This is a genomic window from Candidatus Magnetaquiglobus chichijimensis (genome assembly GCF_045865675.1).
In the GTDB taxonomy this organism is placed as follows: Bacteria; Pseudomonadota; Magnetococcia; order Magnetococcales; family Magnetaquicoccaceae; genus Magnetaquiglobus; species Magnetaquiglobus chichijimensis.
This window is the reverse complement of sequence record NZ_BAAFGK010000002.1, coordinates 582,912-602,536: the sequence shown is the minus strand read 5'-3', so window position 1 is coordinate 602,536 and position 19,625 is coordinate 582,912. Positions and strand designations below refer to the sequence as shown.

Sequence of the window (19,625 nt, the reverse complement as noted above, 5' to 3'; positions counted from 1 at the left end):
GTACTGGCCTGGTGGGTGGCCGCGCAACGCAAGGCCCGTCTGGCCGGCCAACTCGAACCGGATCGGGTGGCGCGTCTGGAGGCGATCGGGTTCGTGTGGGATGCCCAGGAGGTGCTCTGGCTGGAGTCATTCCGGGCGCTGGAGACCTTCAAGGAGCGTTTCGGCCACCTGCTGGTGCCCACCGACTGGCCGGAGAATCCCCGTCTGGCCGCCTGGGTGACCGCGCAGCGCAATGCGCGCATGAAGGGACATCTGAACGCGGACCATGCCGAACGGTTGAGCGCGCTGGGGATGATCTGGGATCCGAAGGAGGCCGTGGCCGAGGAGATGATGGAGCAGTTGCGCGCGTTCCGCCGGCGTCACGGTCACTGCGAGGTTCCGCTCGACTCCCCGGAGCAGCCGCGTTTGGGGATGTGGTTGCAGTTTCAGCGTCAGGCCAAAAGGGATGGTCAGCTCGACCCGGAGCGAACCCGCAAGCTGGGCGAGATCGGCGTGATCTGGCGTTAGGGGGCCCGAGCCATTCTCCTCGAACCCCTGAAACGTATTCGGTTCCCCCTTATACCGGATCCGGAAGGGAAAGGTCTCCGGAACCGGGTGACGCATCCAGAACAAGAAACCGGTTTACCGTTCCTGGATGGTTTCCTGCTCGCGCAGAGACTTTTCCCGTTCGTTGAGTTTGCGGCGCTGCTCCTGGATGCGCTGCAACTGCTCGCTCTGGTGACGGGCCTTCACGCTCTCGTGACACTGTTTCAACTCGGCGGGGCTGTTGGCAGCCTTGACACAGGTCAGTCTCGCCTCCAGATCCTGAATTTCGCGGGCCTTGCGCGCCTTGAACTGCGCGGCCTTGTCCCCCTTGACCGCATCCTTGGCCGGCACATCCCCGGCGGCCCACGCCGCACCCGCCATCCCCAGGCCAATCACCACGCCCACCATACCCAGCAACCGATTGTTCATCACACCCTCCAGACCTCATCTTCAAAATAACTTGCATGATGGGAGAAAAAAAACTCACCCCCGTTACCATGGACCTCCCTTCGGGAGTTCAATGGTAAACTGGTTTATCAAATTCCGGTTCGCCTCACGCCCATCGCACTCTAATACCGCCACTCCATCTCCAGCCCGATCGTCTCGATCTTCGGCTGCTGCAACTGCCAGATATGGTTCAAGTGGTCCTCGCGAATGCGCTGGTTCTGCTTGTGGGTCAAGCTGACCGCGCTGAAGATCGTACCCGAATACCACCCCAACTCCACCACGCCCAACGCCGCCCCCAACCCCGATATCCCCTTGGAAAAGGCCTGGATCGTTCCGGCCAGAAGCAGGCCATTGGAGAGCAACGCCACCCCCGCATCCTCCGGTCGATTCAGATAAAGATGGCCAGCGCCCGGAACCGCCGCCGACAACAAACCCGAGATCCACGGATCCCTGTAGGGTAATTGGGGAAGACGATCCAGTTCAAGCAACAAATCATGAACCGGTTCTTTCATCTTCGGGTGATCCACGGCCAGCAAATGGCCGCGCGCCACCTCTTCCTCACCCGGCTTGCCCATGGACAGCCAGGCCAGACGCAGACGCGACAAGGCGCTCAACTCGGTATCCATGCCCATCTCGGCAAGCCTCTGATAGCGCCTCACCGCCTCCTCGCGCGCGCCGGCCCGCTCGTAGATCAACCCCATGCGCAACAACGCCATGGGAATGAACGGACTCTTGGGATAGGCCGCCCCAAGCTCGGAAAAGGCCCGCAACGCGCCATCCGTCTCGTTGGCCTGGGCCAGATTCACCGCCAGACGGAACATCGCCTCCTCGAGTCTGGGAAACGCCTGCTCCGAACCGCCCCGCCCAGCCGACACATACCGACCGAACTCGGTGGCCGCCCGTTTGTGGTCGCTCTGTTTCTCCAGATCCAACGCATAAGAAAACACCGCCTCCGGGGCATTCAGATAGCCCCCCTCGCCACCCGTCGGCCAAAGAAGCCAACAGGCCAAAATCCCCAGAAAAAGGCGCAACCGTGTCTTCATTTGATGAACTGGTTCATCTCGAAAATGGGTAACAAGACCGCCACCACCACATAACCCACCACACCACCCATGACCAGAATGATCACAGGTTCCACCAGATGCATCAACCGTTCCAAGGTCTGTTCGATCTCCTCGCGATGCAAACGCGCCGCCCGCTCCAGCATCGCCTCCAAACTCCCGGACCGCTCGCCGGCCTTGATCATGCGGATCGCCAACCCCTGAAAATGGCCGGTACGCTCGAGGGCCTCGGCCAGGGAGTCACCCCGTTCCACCGCCTTGGCCACCTCCAGCATGCCAGAACGCACCGTGACAAATCCGGTGGCGTCCGCGGTCACCTGCAAACTGCCAATCACCGGCACCCCGCTTTTCAAAAGCAGTCCAAGCAGTTGACACACCCGCATGGTCGCCACCGATGACAACAGCTCCCCCAACAGAGGCACACGCCACCAGACCCCCTCCAAACGCGCGCGCCCCTTCGACGATCGCGCCCATCCCGCCAGCACCAACATCCCGATCACCAGCGCCACGGCGCTCCACACCCCCCAGTCGCGCAGATAATCGCTGATCGCCAACAACGAACGGGTCACCATCGGCAACGCCTGCTGGGTCTCCTTGAAGACCGTGGTCACCTTTGGAACCACCACGGTCATCATGAAAATCAAGATCATCCCCCCGACGATCGCCATCACCGCGGGATAGATCATGGCGCTGATCAACCGGGCACGGATGCGCCGCTCCTCCTCCATCACCACCGCCAGACGCTCGAAGATGGTATCCAGCGCCCCACCTCCTCCCCGCTCTCCCGCACGCACCAGACTCACATAGAGCGGCGGAAAGATCCGCTCATGTCGTCCCAGCGCCTCGGAAAGCGACAGACCCTCGCCCACATCGTTGCGGATGGTCGCCACCACCTCACGAAACGGACCGGTGCGTATCTGCTCCTCCACGCTGCTCAACACCTCCATGACCGGGAAACCCGCCGCCAGAAGGCTGGCCATCTGGCGGGTAAAAACGATCTTCTCCCGCATCGGCGGCAGAGGCGCGCCTCTCTTGAACGACCAACGCCTTGGGCTCCGTTTCGACGTTTCGCTCCCTTCGAGCCGTTCCAGCAGGGTAGGATAGATCTCCTGTTGCTTCAACAGACGACGGGCATCCCGTTCGGTGTCGGCGTCCAGCACCCCCTTGACCGTGCGACCACCGCCGGCGCGCATTCCCTCGTAACGAAAGACCGCCATCAGACCACCTCGCCGCGCTCCTGGGTGACGCGAAACACCTCCTCCAGACTGGTGAGCCCCTCGGCGGCCTTAATCAGGCCCGCCTCGCGCAGCGAGGTCATCCCCTCCTCACGCGCCACGCGGTGCAACTCCAGATCCGAAGCGCGCCGATCGATCAGCGCCCGGATCGCCGAACTCATGGTCAGAAGCTCGAACACCGCCGTCCGTCCCAGATAGCCGGTACCCATGCAGCCCGCGCACCCCTTGGGACGATAAAACCGTGCCCCTTCCAACAACTCCGCGCGACGCTCGCCCACGCTCGCCCGCAACAACGACGCCTCGGGCGCGAACGCCTCCTTGCACCGCTCGCACAGCCGACGCACCAACCGTTGCGCCACCACCCCATCCACCGACGAGCTGACCAGAAACGGCTCGATCCCCATGTTCACCAGCCGCACCACCGCCCCCACGCTGTCGTTGGTGTGCAGGGTTGAGAAGACCAGATGGCCGGTGAGACTCGCCTGAATGGCGATCTCGGCGGTCTCCAGATCGCGGATCTCGCCCACCATGATCACATCCGGATCCTGGCGCAGGATCGAGCGCAGCCCGGAGGCGAAGGTCAGGCCGATCTTTGGAGCCACCTGGATCTGTCCCACTCCGGCCAGCGAGTATTCGATCGGATCCTCGATGGTGATGATGTTTTTCTCCGAGGTATTGATCGCCGACAGGATCGAATACAAAGTCGTACTCTTGCCGCTTCCGGTCGGCCCGGTCACCAGCATGATGCCGTGGCTGGCGGTCATGCGGCTCCGGATCCACCCCATCTGCGCGTCGGTGAGTCCCAGTTCGCTCAATCCGGTCTTCTCGCCCTGTTTCTCCAGAAGGCGCATCACCAGACGTTCGCCGTAATGGCCCGGCAGCACCGATACGCGCACGTCGATATCCTGGCTGGCCACCTGCACCCGCAGTGCGCCATCCTGGGGAAGCCGTTTCTCGGCGATGTTCAGGCCGGCCATCACCTTGATGCGTGACATGAGCGGGGCCTGGACCGGTTTGGGGGGACGCAACGCTTCGTGCAGCAGGCCATCGACCCGAAAGCGCACGATCAGGTTGTTCTCGAATGGTTCGATGTGAATATCCGAAGCGCGGTTGCGCAGAGCCTGGATGATCAGTGAATTGACCAATTGGATGATGGGCGCGTCGTTGTCGGCTTCGAGCAGATCCGGTTTCTCCGCCAGTTGACTGGCGAGCATCGAGGGGGGGAGTTCGTCCAGGACGTTTTCCACCGCGATGCCGTGTTCCTGGTGCACCCGTTGCAAGGCATCGAGCAGTTGCTCCCGGGAGACCCGGACCGGTTTGACCGGCTCGCTGCTGGCGAGACGGAACTGATCCAGGGCATGGGGATCGGTGTGCGTGGTGATCCACACCTCCAGGCGGCCATTGTCGGTTTTCCAGGCAGGCAGGAACAGGGCCCGTTTGGCCACGGCAAAAGGGAGCGAGCGGGCGATGGCGGGGTTCAAGCGTTCCGGTGGGGTTTCTGTTCTGCTCATCGAACCAACCGTGCGAGGGGGAAGGATAAGATTTCAGCGTCACCGGGGTCCAGGGGCCAATGGCCACTGGTGGGTTCCAAGGGCAACGCCCTTGGTGGGTTCCAAGGGCAACGCCCTTGGGACTTTTGCTTTTCGCGCGCTTTTTACGATAAGCCATTTTTCGCGTCTTTTGCGAAAAATGGCGCAAGCGCGCGAGGTCTCATGTGCCCCATCCGTTGCCCGTCAGGGCAATGGATGGGGCGAATTGCATGTCTGCACACACGCCGCCTCCGGCGGCCTGCTCTTCCTGGCCATGTTCGCGGGATCGTTTCGCCAAAAACGCGAAACGATCCCGCAGCCAAGGCTGGCGCGCAAAATTTTTCACAAAAAACGTGAAAAATTTTTCTTTATAAGACGCGCCTGAAAGAATAAAGACAAACGTCCCAAGGGCTTTGCCCTTGGATCCCACCAGGGGGATAATCCCCCTGGACCCGTGACACGTTCACGATCCTCGACACGTTCACGAACCCGACACGCTCACGAACCCGACACGCTCACGAACCCGACACGCTCACGAACCCGACACGCTCACGAACCCGACACGTTCACGAACCCAACACGCTCACGAACCCGACACGTTCACGCCCCTCAACACACACCCCGCCTCAATTCCCCTCGATCGCCGGACGCCACCGGATCGGATAGACCCGCTTCCCCTCCTTCTTCTTGAAAGCCTCCGCCGCACGCAAAGCCTCCTTCTCACCGGCATAATGGCCAATCCGCACCGAAAACCGCGCCTTGCCGTCCCGATCCAACTCCCTCACCACACTGGCCGCATACCCCTTGTCCACCCACCTGGCCGCCGTGACCTTGGCCCCCTCGAGATTGTCGCCATACTCGACCTGCAACGCATACCCGTCCGAAGCCCGAGGCACGGATGCCTCTTCCGACTCCGCCCCAACCGCAACAGAGGGCTCGGCCTTCACCGGCCCGGGCGGCGCGGATTTGGCCTCCTCCCGTTTGCCGGACCTCGTTTCATCCTGTTTCGCGCTGGCCTCACCCCGCTTGCCGGACCTGGCCTCACCCCGTATCGCGGCGTTGACCGGCAACGTCTCCCCCTTCACCTGGGCGGCACGCTTCAACGGTCGCTCCTCCGCGCGCAGAGCCGGGATCTTCTCGCCGTCCGACCCGCCAGAAACGGTCGGCGCCTCCGACAACGTGACCCCCTCCCCCTTCTTGTGCCCCTCGCCTGCGGGAACATACGGCAGAACCTGGCCAAACTCCGGCAACGGCGAAGGCGGCAAAGTGTGGATCACTCCCGACCCCTTCGACTCCGCCACACCCCACATCTCCCGCGCGGTCTGATACTTGTCGGAAGAGAGCTTGACCAATTCGTCGAACTGGTTGGTGATCACCGGACGAATGAACACCATCAGATTGGATTTGTTGCGCGAACGACTGGTTTTCTTGAACAACTCCCCCACCCCGGAAACACCGCCCAGACAGGGAACCATGCCCACCTGATCGCTCTGTTCCTCCTTGATCAGACCACCCAGAACGATGGTGTTGCCGCTCTTCAAGTTCACCGTGGTCTTGATGGAACGCTTGTTGGTCACCACACTACTGCCCAGAGTGCCGGCATTGAGCTGATCCATGCTCTTCGGGGTGATGCTGGACTGCTCCTGATAGATCTTCATCTCCAGCCATTGATCCTCGATGATCCGAGGCGTGACCCGCAAGGTCAACCCCACATCCTTGCGCTCCACGGTCTGCGAGGTGACACCCGGCGTGGTGGTGGACGAGGCCGCGGTGGAAGAGGTGGTTCCCGAAACGATCGGAATGTTCTGACCCACAATGATCTCCGACTCCACCCCATCCATGGTGACGATGTTCGGGGTGGCGAGGATGTTCACATCCCCCTCGGATTGAAACGCCTTGATCATGGCCGGGATGTTCGGAACCGTGGTGGTTCCCCAGGTGATCGCCCCCTTCATCAACCCCAAGGCCATGCCATTGCCCGTGTCCAGGGGGTTGGTGATCGTATCCCCGAACGACGCCCCACCAAACCCGGTCAACGCTTTCGATCCCGCCGCGGTCGGAATGTTGCCGAAACGCCACTCCACCCCGAACTCGGCGGCCCGCTCGGCGGTCACCTCGATAATCAAGGCCTCGACATGCACCTGCAAGCGCCGCTTGTCCAACCCCTGAATGATCGGCAACAGGGTCCGGTAATCCTCCGGAGTCGCGGCGATCACCAGCGTGTTGGTCGATTTCTCCCCAACCACGTTCACCGAACGCATGAACTCCAAAGGCTTCAACTCATCGCCACCGCTCTTGGAGGCGCTCGACGACCCCATCAGCGTGGTCAACACCTTGGCGATCGCCTCGGCCTCGCTGTTGCGCGGATAATAAAGATGCAGATTCCCAGCATTCGATACCACCGGATGGTCCAACCCGGCAATCAGATGCGCGATCTCCTTGAGCTGCTCCTTGGGCGAAACCACCACCAGAGTGTTGCTCCGGGCATCCCCGAACACCTTGACCCCCACATCCTCCTTGCGCCGCCGGGTGTTGAAATCGGTATAAATGGCGTTGACAAGCTTTTCGACCGCGGTCGCCGAGGCGTGCTGCAACACGAACAGCCGCCGTTCGGCCAATCCCACCGGTACGTCCATCGCCTCGATCAGAATCACCAGCTTGTTGACCACCACCGCCGCATCGGTCACCACCAACGCATTGGTCGGCATATGAGCGGCCAGGGATCCCCAGGGGTGCAACAGCGGTTTCAGGGTGGCCGCCAGGGAGTTGGCATCCACATGGCGCAGTCGCACCAGACGACTCAAGACCATCTCCTCCTTGGGTGGCGTCGGCAGAGGTTCCAACACCGGCGTCCCTCCCTCGGCGATGCCCGATTTCAACGGCACGATCTTGAAGGCGCCATCCCGCTCGACCACGGTCAATTCATGCACGCTCAAGATCGATTCGAAAATCTTCTCCGCCTCGCCCACCGAAACCGCCGTGGGGGTGATCACCGTCACCTTGCCCTTCAACTGAGGATCGAGCACATAGTTCTTGCCGGTCATCTCCGCGACAAAACGGACCACCTGGGCCAGTTCCACGCCCTGAAAATCCATGGTGACCCGATCCCCGGAACCCGGCATCACCCCCATCGATGCGGACGGGGTGGATGCGACCCCACCGGTCGCGGCTTGAGAGACGGCAACGGTACCCGCTCTGCCGCCGGAAGCCGCATCCGTCACCGCGGATGCACCAGGATGGCCCGCGATGTTCGGATCGGGCGTCTGGGCAGTGGCGCCCATGCCCGGCGCGTTCGGGTCCGAGGGCCTGCCAGAGGATCTCCCGCCAAATGGGGCCGCCTCCGCGATCGACACGGAAAGCAGCAGCACCATCAACATGCGAAGAAAACTCATCCGCGCTTCCCAAATCCTGAAGAGTGGATCGCCTTCACGATCCATCGCCAATGGTCCATTCGAGCGTCTTGGGTTGGTTGTCACGGATCAGATCGATCCGAATCGTGGACAACCCCTTGAGCTGACCGGCCAACTGCCCCATCTTCTGGGCATCGGTGACCGAAATGCCGTTGATCTGGCGGATCACGTCATCGCTGGCCAACCCGAACCGGATGAACTCGGTCTTGGTATCGGCGAACTTCACCCGATAACCAACGGAGTCGTTCCCCTGATAATACGGGGTGACGTTCACGCCCGCCAGAAGCCCCATACCCTTGCCCACCAGGGCATCATACTCCTGTCTGGCGATCGTGCCCAGGGTTGCGGTGGACGGTGAGGCCTGAACACTCCTCTCGGCGGCAGGACGCGCCCCAGCCAGCTCCGGCGGCTTGATGCCGTCGAGCATGACGATCCGTTCGGTCCGTCCCCGATTGTCGAAGTAGACGGCGTTGCGCTCGATCTTCTTCAGAAACGCCCCATCCACCTCCTCGCCGACCTGCAACACCAACTGATTGTTCGGATCCTTCTTGCGGGTCAGAACCGCCCAGGAGAGCTGCGGCAGGATCATGCAGCCGATCAGATTCAGCTCCAGCTTCGACTCCACCACCTCCTCCCTGACCACCGGTGGCGGGGGGGCGACGGGTTTCTCCTTCTCGACGATCACCGTCTCCCAGGGATTGAACGCGCGCATCCCTTCCAGCAACGTGGTCCCGGAAACCGCGCGATTCGGAACCGAAACGCTCTTCCCGGACTGGGATGGAAACGCCTGGACGAGCGCCTGGGGTTCCGGAACGGCCAGCCAGGAGAGACGGGCGAGTTCCAGTCCCAGACAGGCGGCCATCAAAAAGGGCGCGACACGCGCGCCCAGATGGTTCAACGAGGTTGGAGTCATGCTCGACCGGATCGGTTGCCGATTCGTGATCACAATGGCTTGAAAAAAAGGAGCGGATCGTGACGGCCATGACGGGAAGATCCCCCACGCACCTCCCGACCGTGGAACCCCCACACCAGGGCGTTCCACGGTCGAATACACGACCCGCTCCCGCGTTGTCAGACCAGTCCGCCGCTCACCTTGACCAGCGACCGCCGCCGCCAGCCGACCAGGGCCACCGGCACGGCGATCAGCAGCATCAACCCCAGGGCCGCCGGCATGGAACCGGTCAACAGCAGCCAGCTCATGCCGATCAAGGGCAGCAGCAGCACCCGCACCACCGGCTTGACCGCATCATGCTCACGCAGCCAATCCGCCGCCACCGGGCTGTGGTTGTAGTACTGCTCCACGAACCAGCCGCCCAGGGCGTTGGTCAGCAGGTAACGGTCGCGGAACTCACGCAGGAGCTGGACATGCGGCTCCTCGTAAGAACCATAGGCCGCCGTGGCGATGAAGCAGCCACCACCGCCGCCACCACCGCCACCACTCGTGGAAACGGTGGCGGGCGCGCCCACGGAGAAGTGAGGCATCTTCACGGTGATCGACGGCGTGCCACCGTTGTTGCAGTTGAAGGTGAACGGCAACGACTCGACCTTGGTCCCGGCATTCAGATCGGCCAGGGTATTGGCGATCTTGAAGACATAGCCGCTCTCCATGCGCGCCTTCACCGCCGCGTCACAGATGGACTCACCGGCAACCATCTTCTGCTCGACCACCTTCTTGCTCACCGGCACCTCGATGGGAATACCCACCGAGCTGTCGATAATGGTGTTACCCGAAGCGGTCGAAAGAACGTTGCCACTCTTGTCGCTGGCGAACATCTTGATCTCGAGAACCTCACCACCGGTCAGGGCATCGGTGGCGGCGTTATCCAGCTTGACCGCATTCACCTTGGTCACCACATTGGCCACGTCCGCGCTCTTGAAAGCGTTGGCCGGAATCGCGATACCCACCTCCTTGATCACCGCCGACTCGCTGGTCGTCAAGGCGATGTCCTTGAATTCCGGCGTATCGGTCTTGTCGCTGATGGCGATGAAGGTCGGCACCGCCGTCACCAGGCTCGCGGTCTGCACCCCCGTGCCGCTCAAGGTGCTGTCCAGAGTCTCCTGAACACCGCCCGTGGTCGGCAAGGCAAACGTCGTCGATCCCACGACCAATTTGCTGGTATCCCCGGTCACCACGCCAACCGTGGGCGGACTCTTCAACTGAATCGCCGCCACGTTGACCTGCCAGGTATTCCCGGAAACCGCCAGACAGGCGCTCATGGTCTCAAGCGTCTGCGTGGCACCCAGGCCATCGACACAGGTGACCGTGAAGCCGTTGGCGCTGGTCAGATCCACCGTCTTCACGCTGCGCACGTCGGAAACCATATCCTTGGCCGCGATCACCAGACGATCCGGGGTCAAGGTCGCGCTGTCCACGGAGACGACATAGCTGTACGTGGTGTTCGCAACCCCCGCCGCCACGGCGGCGGTCCCGAACACGCGCTTGCCGGTCGAATCCAACACCGAGACGGAGATGTCCGTCAAAGTGGCGGCGGTCTCACCCGACAGAGCGCCCCTGAACTTGATCGGCTTGCCGATCGCCCGCAGCACCACCGTACCGGTGGTCTGCGTGCTCTCCAGCGTGATGCTGTTGGTCAGGTGGGTCGTGGCGTTGGCCGGCGTGACATCGAACGCATACTTGCCGCCCACCGGCAAGGAGAAGGTCGCCTTACCATCGGTGCCCGTGGTCTGATTCACCCAATCCATGTTGAACTCGGTCTTCAACGTCGTCTTGTCGCGCAAGGCGATCGTGGCACCGTTCAAGGCGACGTTGGAACCATCGGTCACGGTCAGGGTGTAGCTGGAGACCGGCACGATGGCCGCCGACTCCGAAGTGGCCGTGGCCCAGGCCACGGTGGATTCAACATTCTCGACCAACGCCACGGCCTTGACCTTGAAGCTGGTCACCTTGGTCAAACCGGACGCGGGCACGATGGCGGCGCTGGCCGGTTCGGTGCCGGTACCGGCGACCGCAGTTGCGGTCAGGCTGTTGGTCGCGGTCCCCTGCCCCTTGGTGGCCAGCAGACCGGCGATCTTCACCGTGGTATCGGCAACACCAGCACCATCCACCACCGTCAGCTTGAACTGATCACCCAACTTGCCACCGGTCACCGAAACGGATTGGTTCAGATCCGAGGAGAGCATGGCACGCGCGGAGATCGCCACCTTGTAGGGCACGTTGACGGTCATCTCCTTGATCCATCCGGAGTCCGGATCGGTCACGGTCACGGTGTAGACGCCGGCAAAGGCTCCGGTCGTCGGCGCGTTGAAGGTGTAGACCCCGTTGGTGGCGGTCAGGGTTTCGGAGGAGGTCCCATACCACGGTCCCTTGACCGTCACCGACAAATTGCCCGCGCCACCGGAAACCGCGAAGCGCAAGGCCGCACCCCCACTCGTGGTGGTTTGAGCCTTGGTGACATCGATCTCCGTCGCGGCGGTATCCTTGAAGGAGAGCGCGGATTTCACGATCACGGTCACATCCGTGGCGATTTCCGTGTACTTGTTGCTCTTGATGGTCACCTTGACACCATCGGTGACGCCAAGACCCGTGACATTGCCCGCGCTGTCCACGCTCACCTTGGCGGCATCCGCCGAGGTGAAGGAGTAGGTCGCGCCGCTGCCACCACCCACCGGAACCAGCTTGGCGGTATTGCGTCCGCCGGTGGTGGTGACCGTATCCAGATACAGAATCTTGCCCGGCAATCCGGTCACCGTGATCGGATCCACCACCTCGATGGTCGCCGTGGTGACGGCATTCTCGGTCCGATCGGCACCCGCACCGGTCTTGCCGTTGTAGGTGGCCGTGTCCTTGACCGTGACGGTGAAGGTCCCGGTCTTGAGGGTGGTGATGGCACAGATGCTGTTGGTGGCCTGGGCCGCGACCGTGGCCACGGCGGTATCGCTGCTGGTGCAGGTGTAGCTGCCGTTGCCACCGGTGATGATCAGCGAGTTGTCGGTCTTGCTCACCAACAGCGCCGAGGCGGTGCTCTTGGAGGTCGCGACCGGGGCATAAATGGTGACGCTCGCGGTGGGTGCCACCTGGGTGCCGCCCACATTCCCGGTCACGGTCAACGTGGCCGGCGTGGCACCGGTCGCGGCAAGCGCCGTGTAGGTGGAACTGTTGCCAGATGCCGCGCTCAGGGAACCGGCGGTCGTGTTGCTGTTGGCCCAGCTCGGGGTGGTCGAAGAGGTACCCACCACCTCGAAGAGCCTGGTGTCCCCGATCACCAGCGTGGCGCTGTTCGGATTGACCGAGAAGGGCGCCAGGGTCAAGGTGGCCTTGGTGACCGCAAGACCAGTGGCGGCACCGTTCACATCGATCGTCCGCGTCGCCGTGGAAGAGACATCCTGGGCAACGGTGGTCAGGGTGGTCATGGCCACGCCATTGGTCGGGGTCACCGCCGTAGTCGTCGTCAGGGTGCCGTAGGTGGTCGCATCCAGGCTGAAGGTCACGGCATTCGTCGCACTGGTCGCCACGTTGTCGAACTGATCCTTCAACGTGCCGGACACATGCACCGTATTCTGGTTGACCGCACTCATGGTGAGGGCCGCGCTACCCGCGCCGGACTGCGTGGACGACAGACCGATGATCAACTTGGTCGGCGTGGCATGGGTGCCGGTGGCCGTGAAGGTGACCGGATTGGCAACGCCCGCGACCGAGGCGGTCACCGAGTTGACACCCGCCGTCCGACCCAGTTTCAGGGTGGAGGTGGCGATACCGCTGGAGTTGGTGTTCGCCGTGGTCGAGCTGAGCGAACCGCCACCGCCGGCAACCGCGAAGGTCACCGTGGCGCCCGAAACCACATTGTTGTAGGCATCCTTGGCGATCACACCAAACGGATTGGCCAGGTTGGTGTCCACCGTGCCGCTTTGACCGGTGCCGGAGTCCGCGGCAAGGCTCGCCGCCGCGCCCGCATTCGCGGTCTGGGTGAAGGTCACCGACGGGAAGCCGGAAGCCGAAACGGTGATCGTCTGGGTGCCCGCCGTGGTCCCGAGCGTAAAGGTCGTGGCCGTGGCCACGCCATTCACCGTGGTCACCTTGGTGGTGTCGGTCCCGTTGGCAAACTTGCCTGCCGAGGCCGTGAAAGTCACCTCCTGCTGCGTCGTGATCGCCGCGCCACCCGTGGTCAACGTCACGCTCATCGCGTTGGTCAGCGCCGTGTTCACGGTGCCGGTCTGGGTATCCCCCGCCGCGTTCTTGGTCATCACGTTGTAGGCCAGGGTGATCGGCAGATTGGTCACGCTGCTCGCCAGAATGGTCGGCGTGGAGGCGTCCACCGAGATCACCAGGCTGGTGGTGCCCTGGGGCTGTGCAACCGTGTTCAACGTGGTCGTGGCAACACCGGAACCGGCTGTCGCCGTGGCCGACGTCAATGTGCCATAGCTGGTGGAATCCAACACGAAGGTGACCACCGTCGTGTTATCCGAGGTCACCGTGTTCCCAAACGAATCCTTGAGCGTACCGGTCAAGGTCACCTGGTTGGCCGACGTGGCGCTCACCGTGGACGACGAGGCCCCCAGAACAACCTGGGTCGCCGCGCCCGCGTTGCCGGTGGCCGTGAAGGTGACCGGATTGGCAACGCCCGCGACCGAGGCGGTCACCGAGTTGACACCCGCCGTCTGACCCAGTTTCAGGGTGGAGGTGGCGATACCGCTGGAGTTGGTGTTCGCCGTGGTCGAGCTGAGCGAACCGCCACCGCCGGCAACCGCGAAGGTCACCGTGGCGCCCGAAACCACATTGTTGTAGGCATCCTTGGCGATCACACCAAACGGATTGGCCAGGTTGGTGTCCACCGTGCCGCTTTGACCGGTGCCGGAGTCCGCGGCAAGGCTCGCCGCCGCGCCCGCATTCGCGGTCTGGGTGAAGGTCACCGACGGGAAGCCGGAAGCCGAAACGGTGATCGTCTGGGTGCCCGCCGTGGTCCCCAGCGTGAAGGTCGTGGCCGTGGCCACGCCATTCACCGTGGTCACCTTGGTGGTGTCGGTCCCGTTGGCAAACTTGCCTGCCGAGGCCGTGAAAGTCACCTCCTGCTGCGTCGTGATCGCCGCGCCACCCGTGGTCAACGTCACGCTCATCGCGTTGGTCAGCGCCGTGTTCACGGTGCCGGTCTGGGTATCCCCCGCCGCATTCTTGGTCATCACGTTGTAGGCCAGGGTGATCGGCAGATTGGTCACGCTGCTCGCCAGAATGGTCGGCGTGGAGGCGTCCACCGAGATCACCAGGCTGGTGGTGCCCTGGGGCTGTGCAACCGTGTTCAACGTGGTCGTGGCAACACCGGAACCGGCTGTCGCCGTGGCCGACGTCAATGTGCCATAGCTGGTGGAATCCAACACGAAGGTGACCACCGTCGTGTTATCCGAGGTCACCGTGTTCCCAAACGAATCCTTGAGCGTACCGGTCAAGGTCACCTGGTTGGCCGACGTGGCGCTCACCGTGGACGACGAGGCCCCCAGAACAACCTGGGTCGCCGCGCCCGCGTTGCCGGTGGCCGTGAAGGTGACCGGATTGGCAACGCCCGCGACCGAGGCGGTCACCGAGTTGACACCCGCCGTCTGACCCAGTTTCAGGGTGGAGGTGGCGATACCGCTGGAATTGGTGTTCGCCGTGGTCGAGCTGAGTGAACCGCCACCGCCGGCAACCGCGAAGGTCACCGTGGCGCCCGAAACCACGTTGTTGTAGGCATCCTTGGCGATCACACCGAACGGATTGGCCAGGTTGGTGTCCACCGTGCCGCTCTGACCGGTGCCGGAGTCCGCGGCAAGGCTCGCCGCCGCGCCAGCCGTGGCGGTCAGGGTAAAGGTCTTGGAAGTATACCCGGTGGCCGAAGCGGTGACCGTGTAGACTCCCGCCGTCTGCGGCAACGTGAAGGCCGGAGCCGTGGCGATGCCATTCGAACCGCTCTTGACGGTGATGGTGCTCTTGCCACCGACTGCCGTGCCACCCGCGAAATTACCGCCCGCATCCGCCGTGAAGGTCACATCCACATTCGCGTTCGGCGTGTCGATGGTATGCAGATAAACTCCCAGCACCGGAGAGACCGCCGTGTTGACCGTCCCGGTGCGCGTCGTACCATTCGTGTCCGCATCCATGGTGGGCAACACCACCGTGACCGGCGCGGTTCCCTCGGTGTAGGAACTGACCGTCGATGACTTGTTGTCCGAAACCGCCTTGAACCAAGCCTTGATCGACGAAGAACCCGCCGTCGCGCCACTCTTGACCACCAATCTCAGGGTCATGATCTTGTAATTGTTGATGACCGCATTGGCCTGGTACATGGAGGTCAGGCGCGTGTAGTTGATAAAGGCCTGGTTGCTGACCCCAAACAGCGTCTCGCCACTGACACTCTGTTCGGAAATGCCCGAAACCATCGAGTCCGTGCCACCCGTGTTGGCAATCATGGTGATCCGGCTGTTCTCATTGTTGATCAGTCTGGTACGATCAACCCCCTCATTATCTGTATAGGCTTCCAGATATTTGGTTTTGTGCGGATCATTATCCCCAGAGGTTCCCACGCTCCCCGCGTCCAACGCGAAAATTCGATGGTCCCACTGCACAATCACGCCCGCCGTGTTGATCTTGGTCGTGCCATCCGCATTGGCGGATACCGCCACCGTCACATCCACAAAAGAGCCCGGGGCCGCGGTATCCGTACTGCTCGTCACCAACAACTGGCCACCCGTGGCCGCCCAAACCTGGCCACTGAACAGCATCAGAACCGCCACGATAAACGCGCGGAAAACCGCGATCAAACCATGACGGATCCTGCCCTCTTGCATCGTATGCAACCATGGAAACATGGCAAATACCTCACTTAAACATGATTGGAAAAGAGATCAAAATGATATCAAAGCGTAACATCTCAACGTCAAACAACCCCCATCTCGTCTCAGAATCAGTCAACCACGCCCACCTTCCACATCAGACATCACGCTATTTCAAGACGTCAATATGGGAGATCACCGTGGCATTGCTCTGAGGATCTGAAAGCAAAAGCCCGGAATCCAGGATATCCGCGCCATTCAAACGCCGTACCATCAGCAATCCATCCGTGGCATCCACTTGCCCGCTTCGGTCCACATCCAGATAAACCCGCAACTCATCGACCCGTTCGACAACCGAACGATTAGTCTCACCGGTTGGCAACCGTACATCCGAATCGATGAGATCCGCGCCAGTCAAGCGACGCTGAATCAACAAGCCATCCGTGGCATCCACACGGCCACTGTGATCCACATCCAAGACCACATACGCCGAAGGCGTGGCGCTCACCTCGGCGGAGGTCGCCGTCAAATCATAACCATTGGCCGTACCCAGACTGGAAAGACGCACCGTCGTCGTCCCCTGGGCTCCTGCGGAGACCCGAAAATGGACCTTGAACAACTCCATGGGTAAGGTCACGCCCTGATCCGGCCAGCGTCCATCCAATCCCACCCAAGCCAAACCAACCATTCGGTTCGTCGTGGAATCGCGATCGCGATCCTCTTCATCAACCCGCGGCACGGAATCGCGACCGATCAGAGCCGCCGCGCTGTTGCCACTCAGGGTCTGGAGATCCTGATAGACATCCGAAAAGCCGGTAAAAACCAACCGATTGGCATCGTAATGGACCCCCACGCCCAATCCGCTCGTTCGGGCATCGGATCCGTTGCCGGTCGCGTAACGGATCGTCAGCACCACATTCTCACCCGCCTGAACCGCCTGACTCACCACGGTTGGCGCGAGAACCTGTTCACCGCTCGCGGCCAGAACATCCGGCATGGGATGAAACAGAGCCAAGACAGAGACCATCCATGGACCAAGACTGACGACTCCCCGCCTCCATCGACACATAATGAACGTCCCGCTCATGAAAATCAATTATCATTTCAAGGCGTCAATTCTCGCACGGATCGTATCATTCTGATCGGTCGGCAGACCCACGCCGTCAATAATGATATCACCACCCGTCAGACGCCGTTGAATCAGCAAGCCATCCGTGGCACCCACACTGCCATTCTGATCCACATCCAGCAACGTTCCCAAGGCATCAATCCGGCCACGGATCGTGTCGTTCTGATCCGACGGCAACCCCACGCCATCGATGATGATGTCACCACCGGTCAGACGCCGCTGAATCAACAAACCATCCGTGGCCGTGACACTGCCATCCCGGTCCACATCCAGAGGCATGGTGCTGTAGGTCACCGTCACATCGGAGGTCACGCTCTCCTTGCCATCCGAAACCGTCAACCTGAATGTGTATTGACCACTCACCGACGGCGTGAACGAAGGGGTCAAGGTGGTGGCGTTGCTCAAGGTGATGCTCGAACCGGTCGGTTGACTCACCACGGTCCAGGCATAGGTCATGGTGTGGGAATCGGCATCGGTGGCCGTGCCGGACAAGGAGATCGTCCCCGCCGTGGTGACGGTCTTGGCCGATCCCGCATTGACCACCGGCTTGTTGTTGGTGACCACCGTCACCGTGGCCGGCGTGGCGCTGGCGTTGTAGCCATCGTTCACCGTCAGGCTGAAAATCCAGGTACCAAGGGTCGTGGGCGCGGTGAAGGTCGGCTTGGGCACGGAGGTCGAGGAGAGCGTGACCGTGGAGGGACCCGAGGTCTGAGTCCAGGCATAGGTCAAGGTGCCACCCGTGGCCCCGACCGTCGAGGTCGAGCCATCCAGCGTCACCGTGCTTCCCGGAGCCGCGAAGATTTGCGATGCGGCCACGCTGGCCACCGGCTTGTTGTGTACGGTGATGGTCACGGTCGAAGTGTTGGTGCTGTTCTGGGTGCCATCGTTGACCACCAGGCGGAAGATGTAACTGCCGCTCGCGGTCGGGGTGAAGGTCGGTTTTTGGACCGTTGCGCTCGAAAGGGTCACCACCGGCGTGGTCGGACTGGTCTGGGTCCAGGTATAGGTCATGGTATCGCTGTCGGCATCCGTGGAACCGCTGCCATCCAGGGTCACCGTCGCGCCGACGGCCACGGTCTGGGCACTGCCGGCATTGGCCACCGGCGCGGTGTTGGCGGTCACGGTGACACTCTTGGCCGCCGAATCCACCGTCCCGTCGTTGACCACCAGACTCACCACATACGCCCCCTTCTTGTCCGGGGTGAAGGTGGCCAGAGCCGGGTTGGTGGTGGATTTGGTGATCGAGGTGGTGCCGGTGGACAACGCCGAACCACTCGGCTTGCTGGTCAGGTTCCAGGTATAGGTGAGGGCATTGCCGTCCACATCCGAGGAGTTGCCGCCGTTCAGCGTCACCTCGGTGCCCGGAGCCACCGTACTGTCGCTGCCTGGATTGGCCACCGGCGCGGTATTGGTGCCAGCCGCCGCATTCACCGTGACCGTTTTGGTCACCGCCGCGCTGCTGTCATACCCGTCGTTCACCACCAGCGAAAAGACATATTGACCTTGCGTCCGAATCACCACGGTCTGGCTGGCACCCGTCAAGGTGGAGTTGGCCGCCATCGCCGCGCCGCCACTCGTGATGGTGGCGCCGGTCGGCATGCTGGTCAAGGTCCAGGTGTAGGTGGCAATCGTGTCCAAATCCGCGTCCGTGCCGCTGCCCGAAAGGCTCACGGAAACCGAACCGCTGGTATCCAGGTTGACCGTCGCGGCACTTCCCGGCACCGCCACCGGCAAGGTGTTGGTCGAGGTGTACTTGCCCACCGCCGAAGCCGATTTGGTGTTCGGATTGGTGACCTGAATGTCATACACTCCAGGCGCCGTGCTGGCCGGAACCGTGGCCGTCAACTGGGTGGCACTGCCCAGAACCACGTTGGTCAAGGTCACCGTGGAGAGGTTGATGGTCGAACTGCCCGAGGTGCGCTTGCCGTTGACCAGTTGCACCGTGGCGCCACTCAGAAAGTTGCCACCGTTGATGGTCACCGAAATCGCCGACTGGTGCGCGCCCGAGGCCGGGGTGATCGGCGTGGACGAATCCAGGGTCGGCAAGGTGTTGATGATGTAGGGGCCGCTCTTGCCGATGGATGTGCCCACCACCCCCGAGTCATCCACCGCGCGCAGATAAAAATAAAAACTGCCGTCCGACAACGAAGAAAAGCTGACCGTCGTGGCGTTGGTCAGGGTGCCACGCTTCAAAAGAGCGGTTTCACTGGCCGTGTCGAGGTACCCTTGAAACGTGGTGGCATTGTCCCCCCCGGTATCCGTGGTCAGGACATACTCGTAACGAATGTTTGCGCTTGTCCCGAAACTGGATACCGCCTTGGTCCAGGTAAAGGTCATCGTGGTCGCGGTCGATGACTGGGAGACCGTATGCGTCGAGCTGACCACATTCGTTGCCCCTGTCGTGATGGTTGCCGACGCGCTGAGAGTCGAGCAGATCCACACCATCACGATCCACAGTACCTGAAAGGAATGATTACGCTTCATGGTCCCATCCTGATGTATTGATATGGCAAAACTCCCCTCCCTGTACC

Annotated in this window: 11 protein-coding genes; 2 read left to right on the top strand and 9 right to left on the bottom strand. The window is 62.0% G+C overall.

Translation table 11 applies throughout. The features are described from left to right. On the top strand, window positions 1–507 hold a 507-nt coding region (locus ACOY6C_RS04315; protein WP_420904244.1), incomplete at its 5' end, for a helicase associated domain-containing protein. Between the two features lie 114 nt (window positions 508–621). On the opposite strand, the gene ACOY6C_RS04310 is transcribed toward ACOY6C_RS04315, so the two are convergent. The 4 genes from ACOY6C_RS04310 to gspE form a co-directional block, all read right to left on the bottom strand. Then, entirely contained in the window at window positions 622–954 is a 333-nt protein-coding gene (locus ACOY6C_RS04310; RefSeq protein WP_420904243.1) for a hypothetical protein, read from the bottom strand. Between the two features lie 140 nt (window positions 955–1,094). Beyond that, window positions 1,095–2,015: a tetratricopeptide repeat protein gene (locus ACOY6C_RS04305; protein ID WP_420904242.1), complete on the bottom strand. Its 921-nt coding sequence runs from the start codon at window positions 2,013–2,015 to the stop codon at window positions 1,095–1,097. After that, window positions 2,012–3,250: a type II secretion system F family protein gene (locus ACOY6C_RS04300; protein WP_420904241.1), complete on the bottom strand. Its 1,239-nt coding sequence runs from the start codon at window positions 3,248–3,250 to the stop codon at window positions 2,012–2,014. Before ACOY6C_RS04300 ends, ACOY6C_RS04305 begins: the two co-directional genes overlap by 4 nt. Next, window positions 3,250–4,779, bottom strand: a complete 1,530-nt coding sequence (gene gspE / locus ACOY6C_RS04295) for a type II secretion system ATPase GspE (RefSeq protein ID WP_420904240.1) — start codon at window positions 4,777–4,779, stop codon at window positions 3,250–3,252. Before gspE ends, ACOY6C_RS04300 begins: the two co-directional genes overlap by 1 nt. Window positions 4,780–4,870: 91 nt before the next feature. On the opposite strand from gspE, the gene ACOY6C_RS04290 reads away from it, so the two are divergent. After that, on the top strand, window positions 4,871–5,182 hold the full coding sequence (locus ACOY6C_RS04290; protein WP_420904239.1) for a hypothetical protein: 312 nt from the start codon (window positions 4,871–4,873) through the stop codon (window positions 5,180–5,182). Window positions 5,183–5,423: 241 nt separating this feature from the next. Here ACOY6C_RS04290 and gspD read toward each other — a convergent pair whose 3' ends face one another. The 5 genes from gspD to ACOY6C_RS04265 all read right to left on the bottom strand — a co-directional run bounded on the left by gspD (window position 5,424) and on the right by ACOY6C_RS04265 (window position 19,578). Then, window positions 5,424–8,189 carry a type II secretion system secretin GspD gene (gene gspD, locus ACOY6C_RS04285; RefSeq protein ID WP_420904238.1) on the bottom strand — a complete coding sequence of 922 codons (2,766 nt, stop codon included), beginning with the start codon at window positions 8,187–8,189 and terminating at the stop codon, window positions 5,424–5,426. Between the two features lie 34 nt (window positions 8,190–8,223). After that, on the bottom strand, window positions 8,224–9,120 hold the full coding sequence (locus tag ACOY6C_RS04280) for a hypothetical protein (protein WP_420904237.1): 897 nt from the start codon (window positions 9,118–9,120) through the stop codon (window positions 8,224–8,226). A gap of 158 nt (window positions 9,121–9,278) precedes the next feature. Beyond that, on the bottom strand, window positions 9,279–15,980 hold the full coding sequence (locus ACOY6C_RS04275; protein WP_420904236.1) for a beta strand repeat-containing protein: 6,702 nt from the start codon (window positions 15,978–15,980) through the stop codon (window positions 9,279–9,281). A 154-nt stretch (window positions 15,981–16,134) separates the two neighbouring features. Next, window positions 16,135–16,980, bottom strand: coding sequence for a dockerin type I domain-containing protein (locus ACOY6C_RS04270; RefSeq protein ID WP_420904235.1), 846 nt, complete (start codon window positions 16,978–16,980; stop codon window positions 16,135–16,137). Window positions 16,981–17,064: 84 nt separating this feature from the next. Beyond that, window positions 17,065–19,578, bottom strand: coding sequence for a PKD domain-containing protein (locus ACOY6C_RS04265; RefSeq protein ID WP_420904234.1), 2,514 nt, complete (start codon window positions 19,576–19,578; stop codon window positions 17,065–17,067). Window positions 19,579–19,625: the final 47 nt, after the last annotated feature.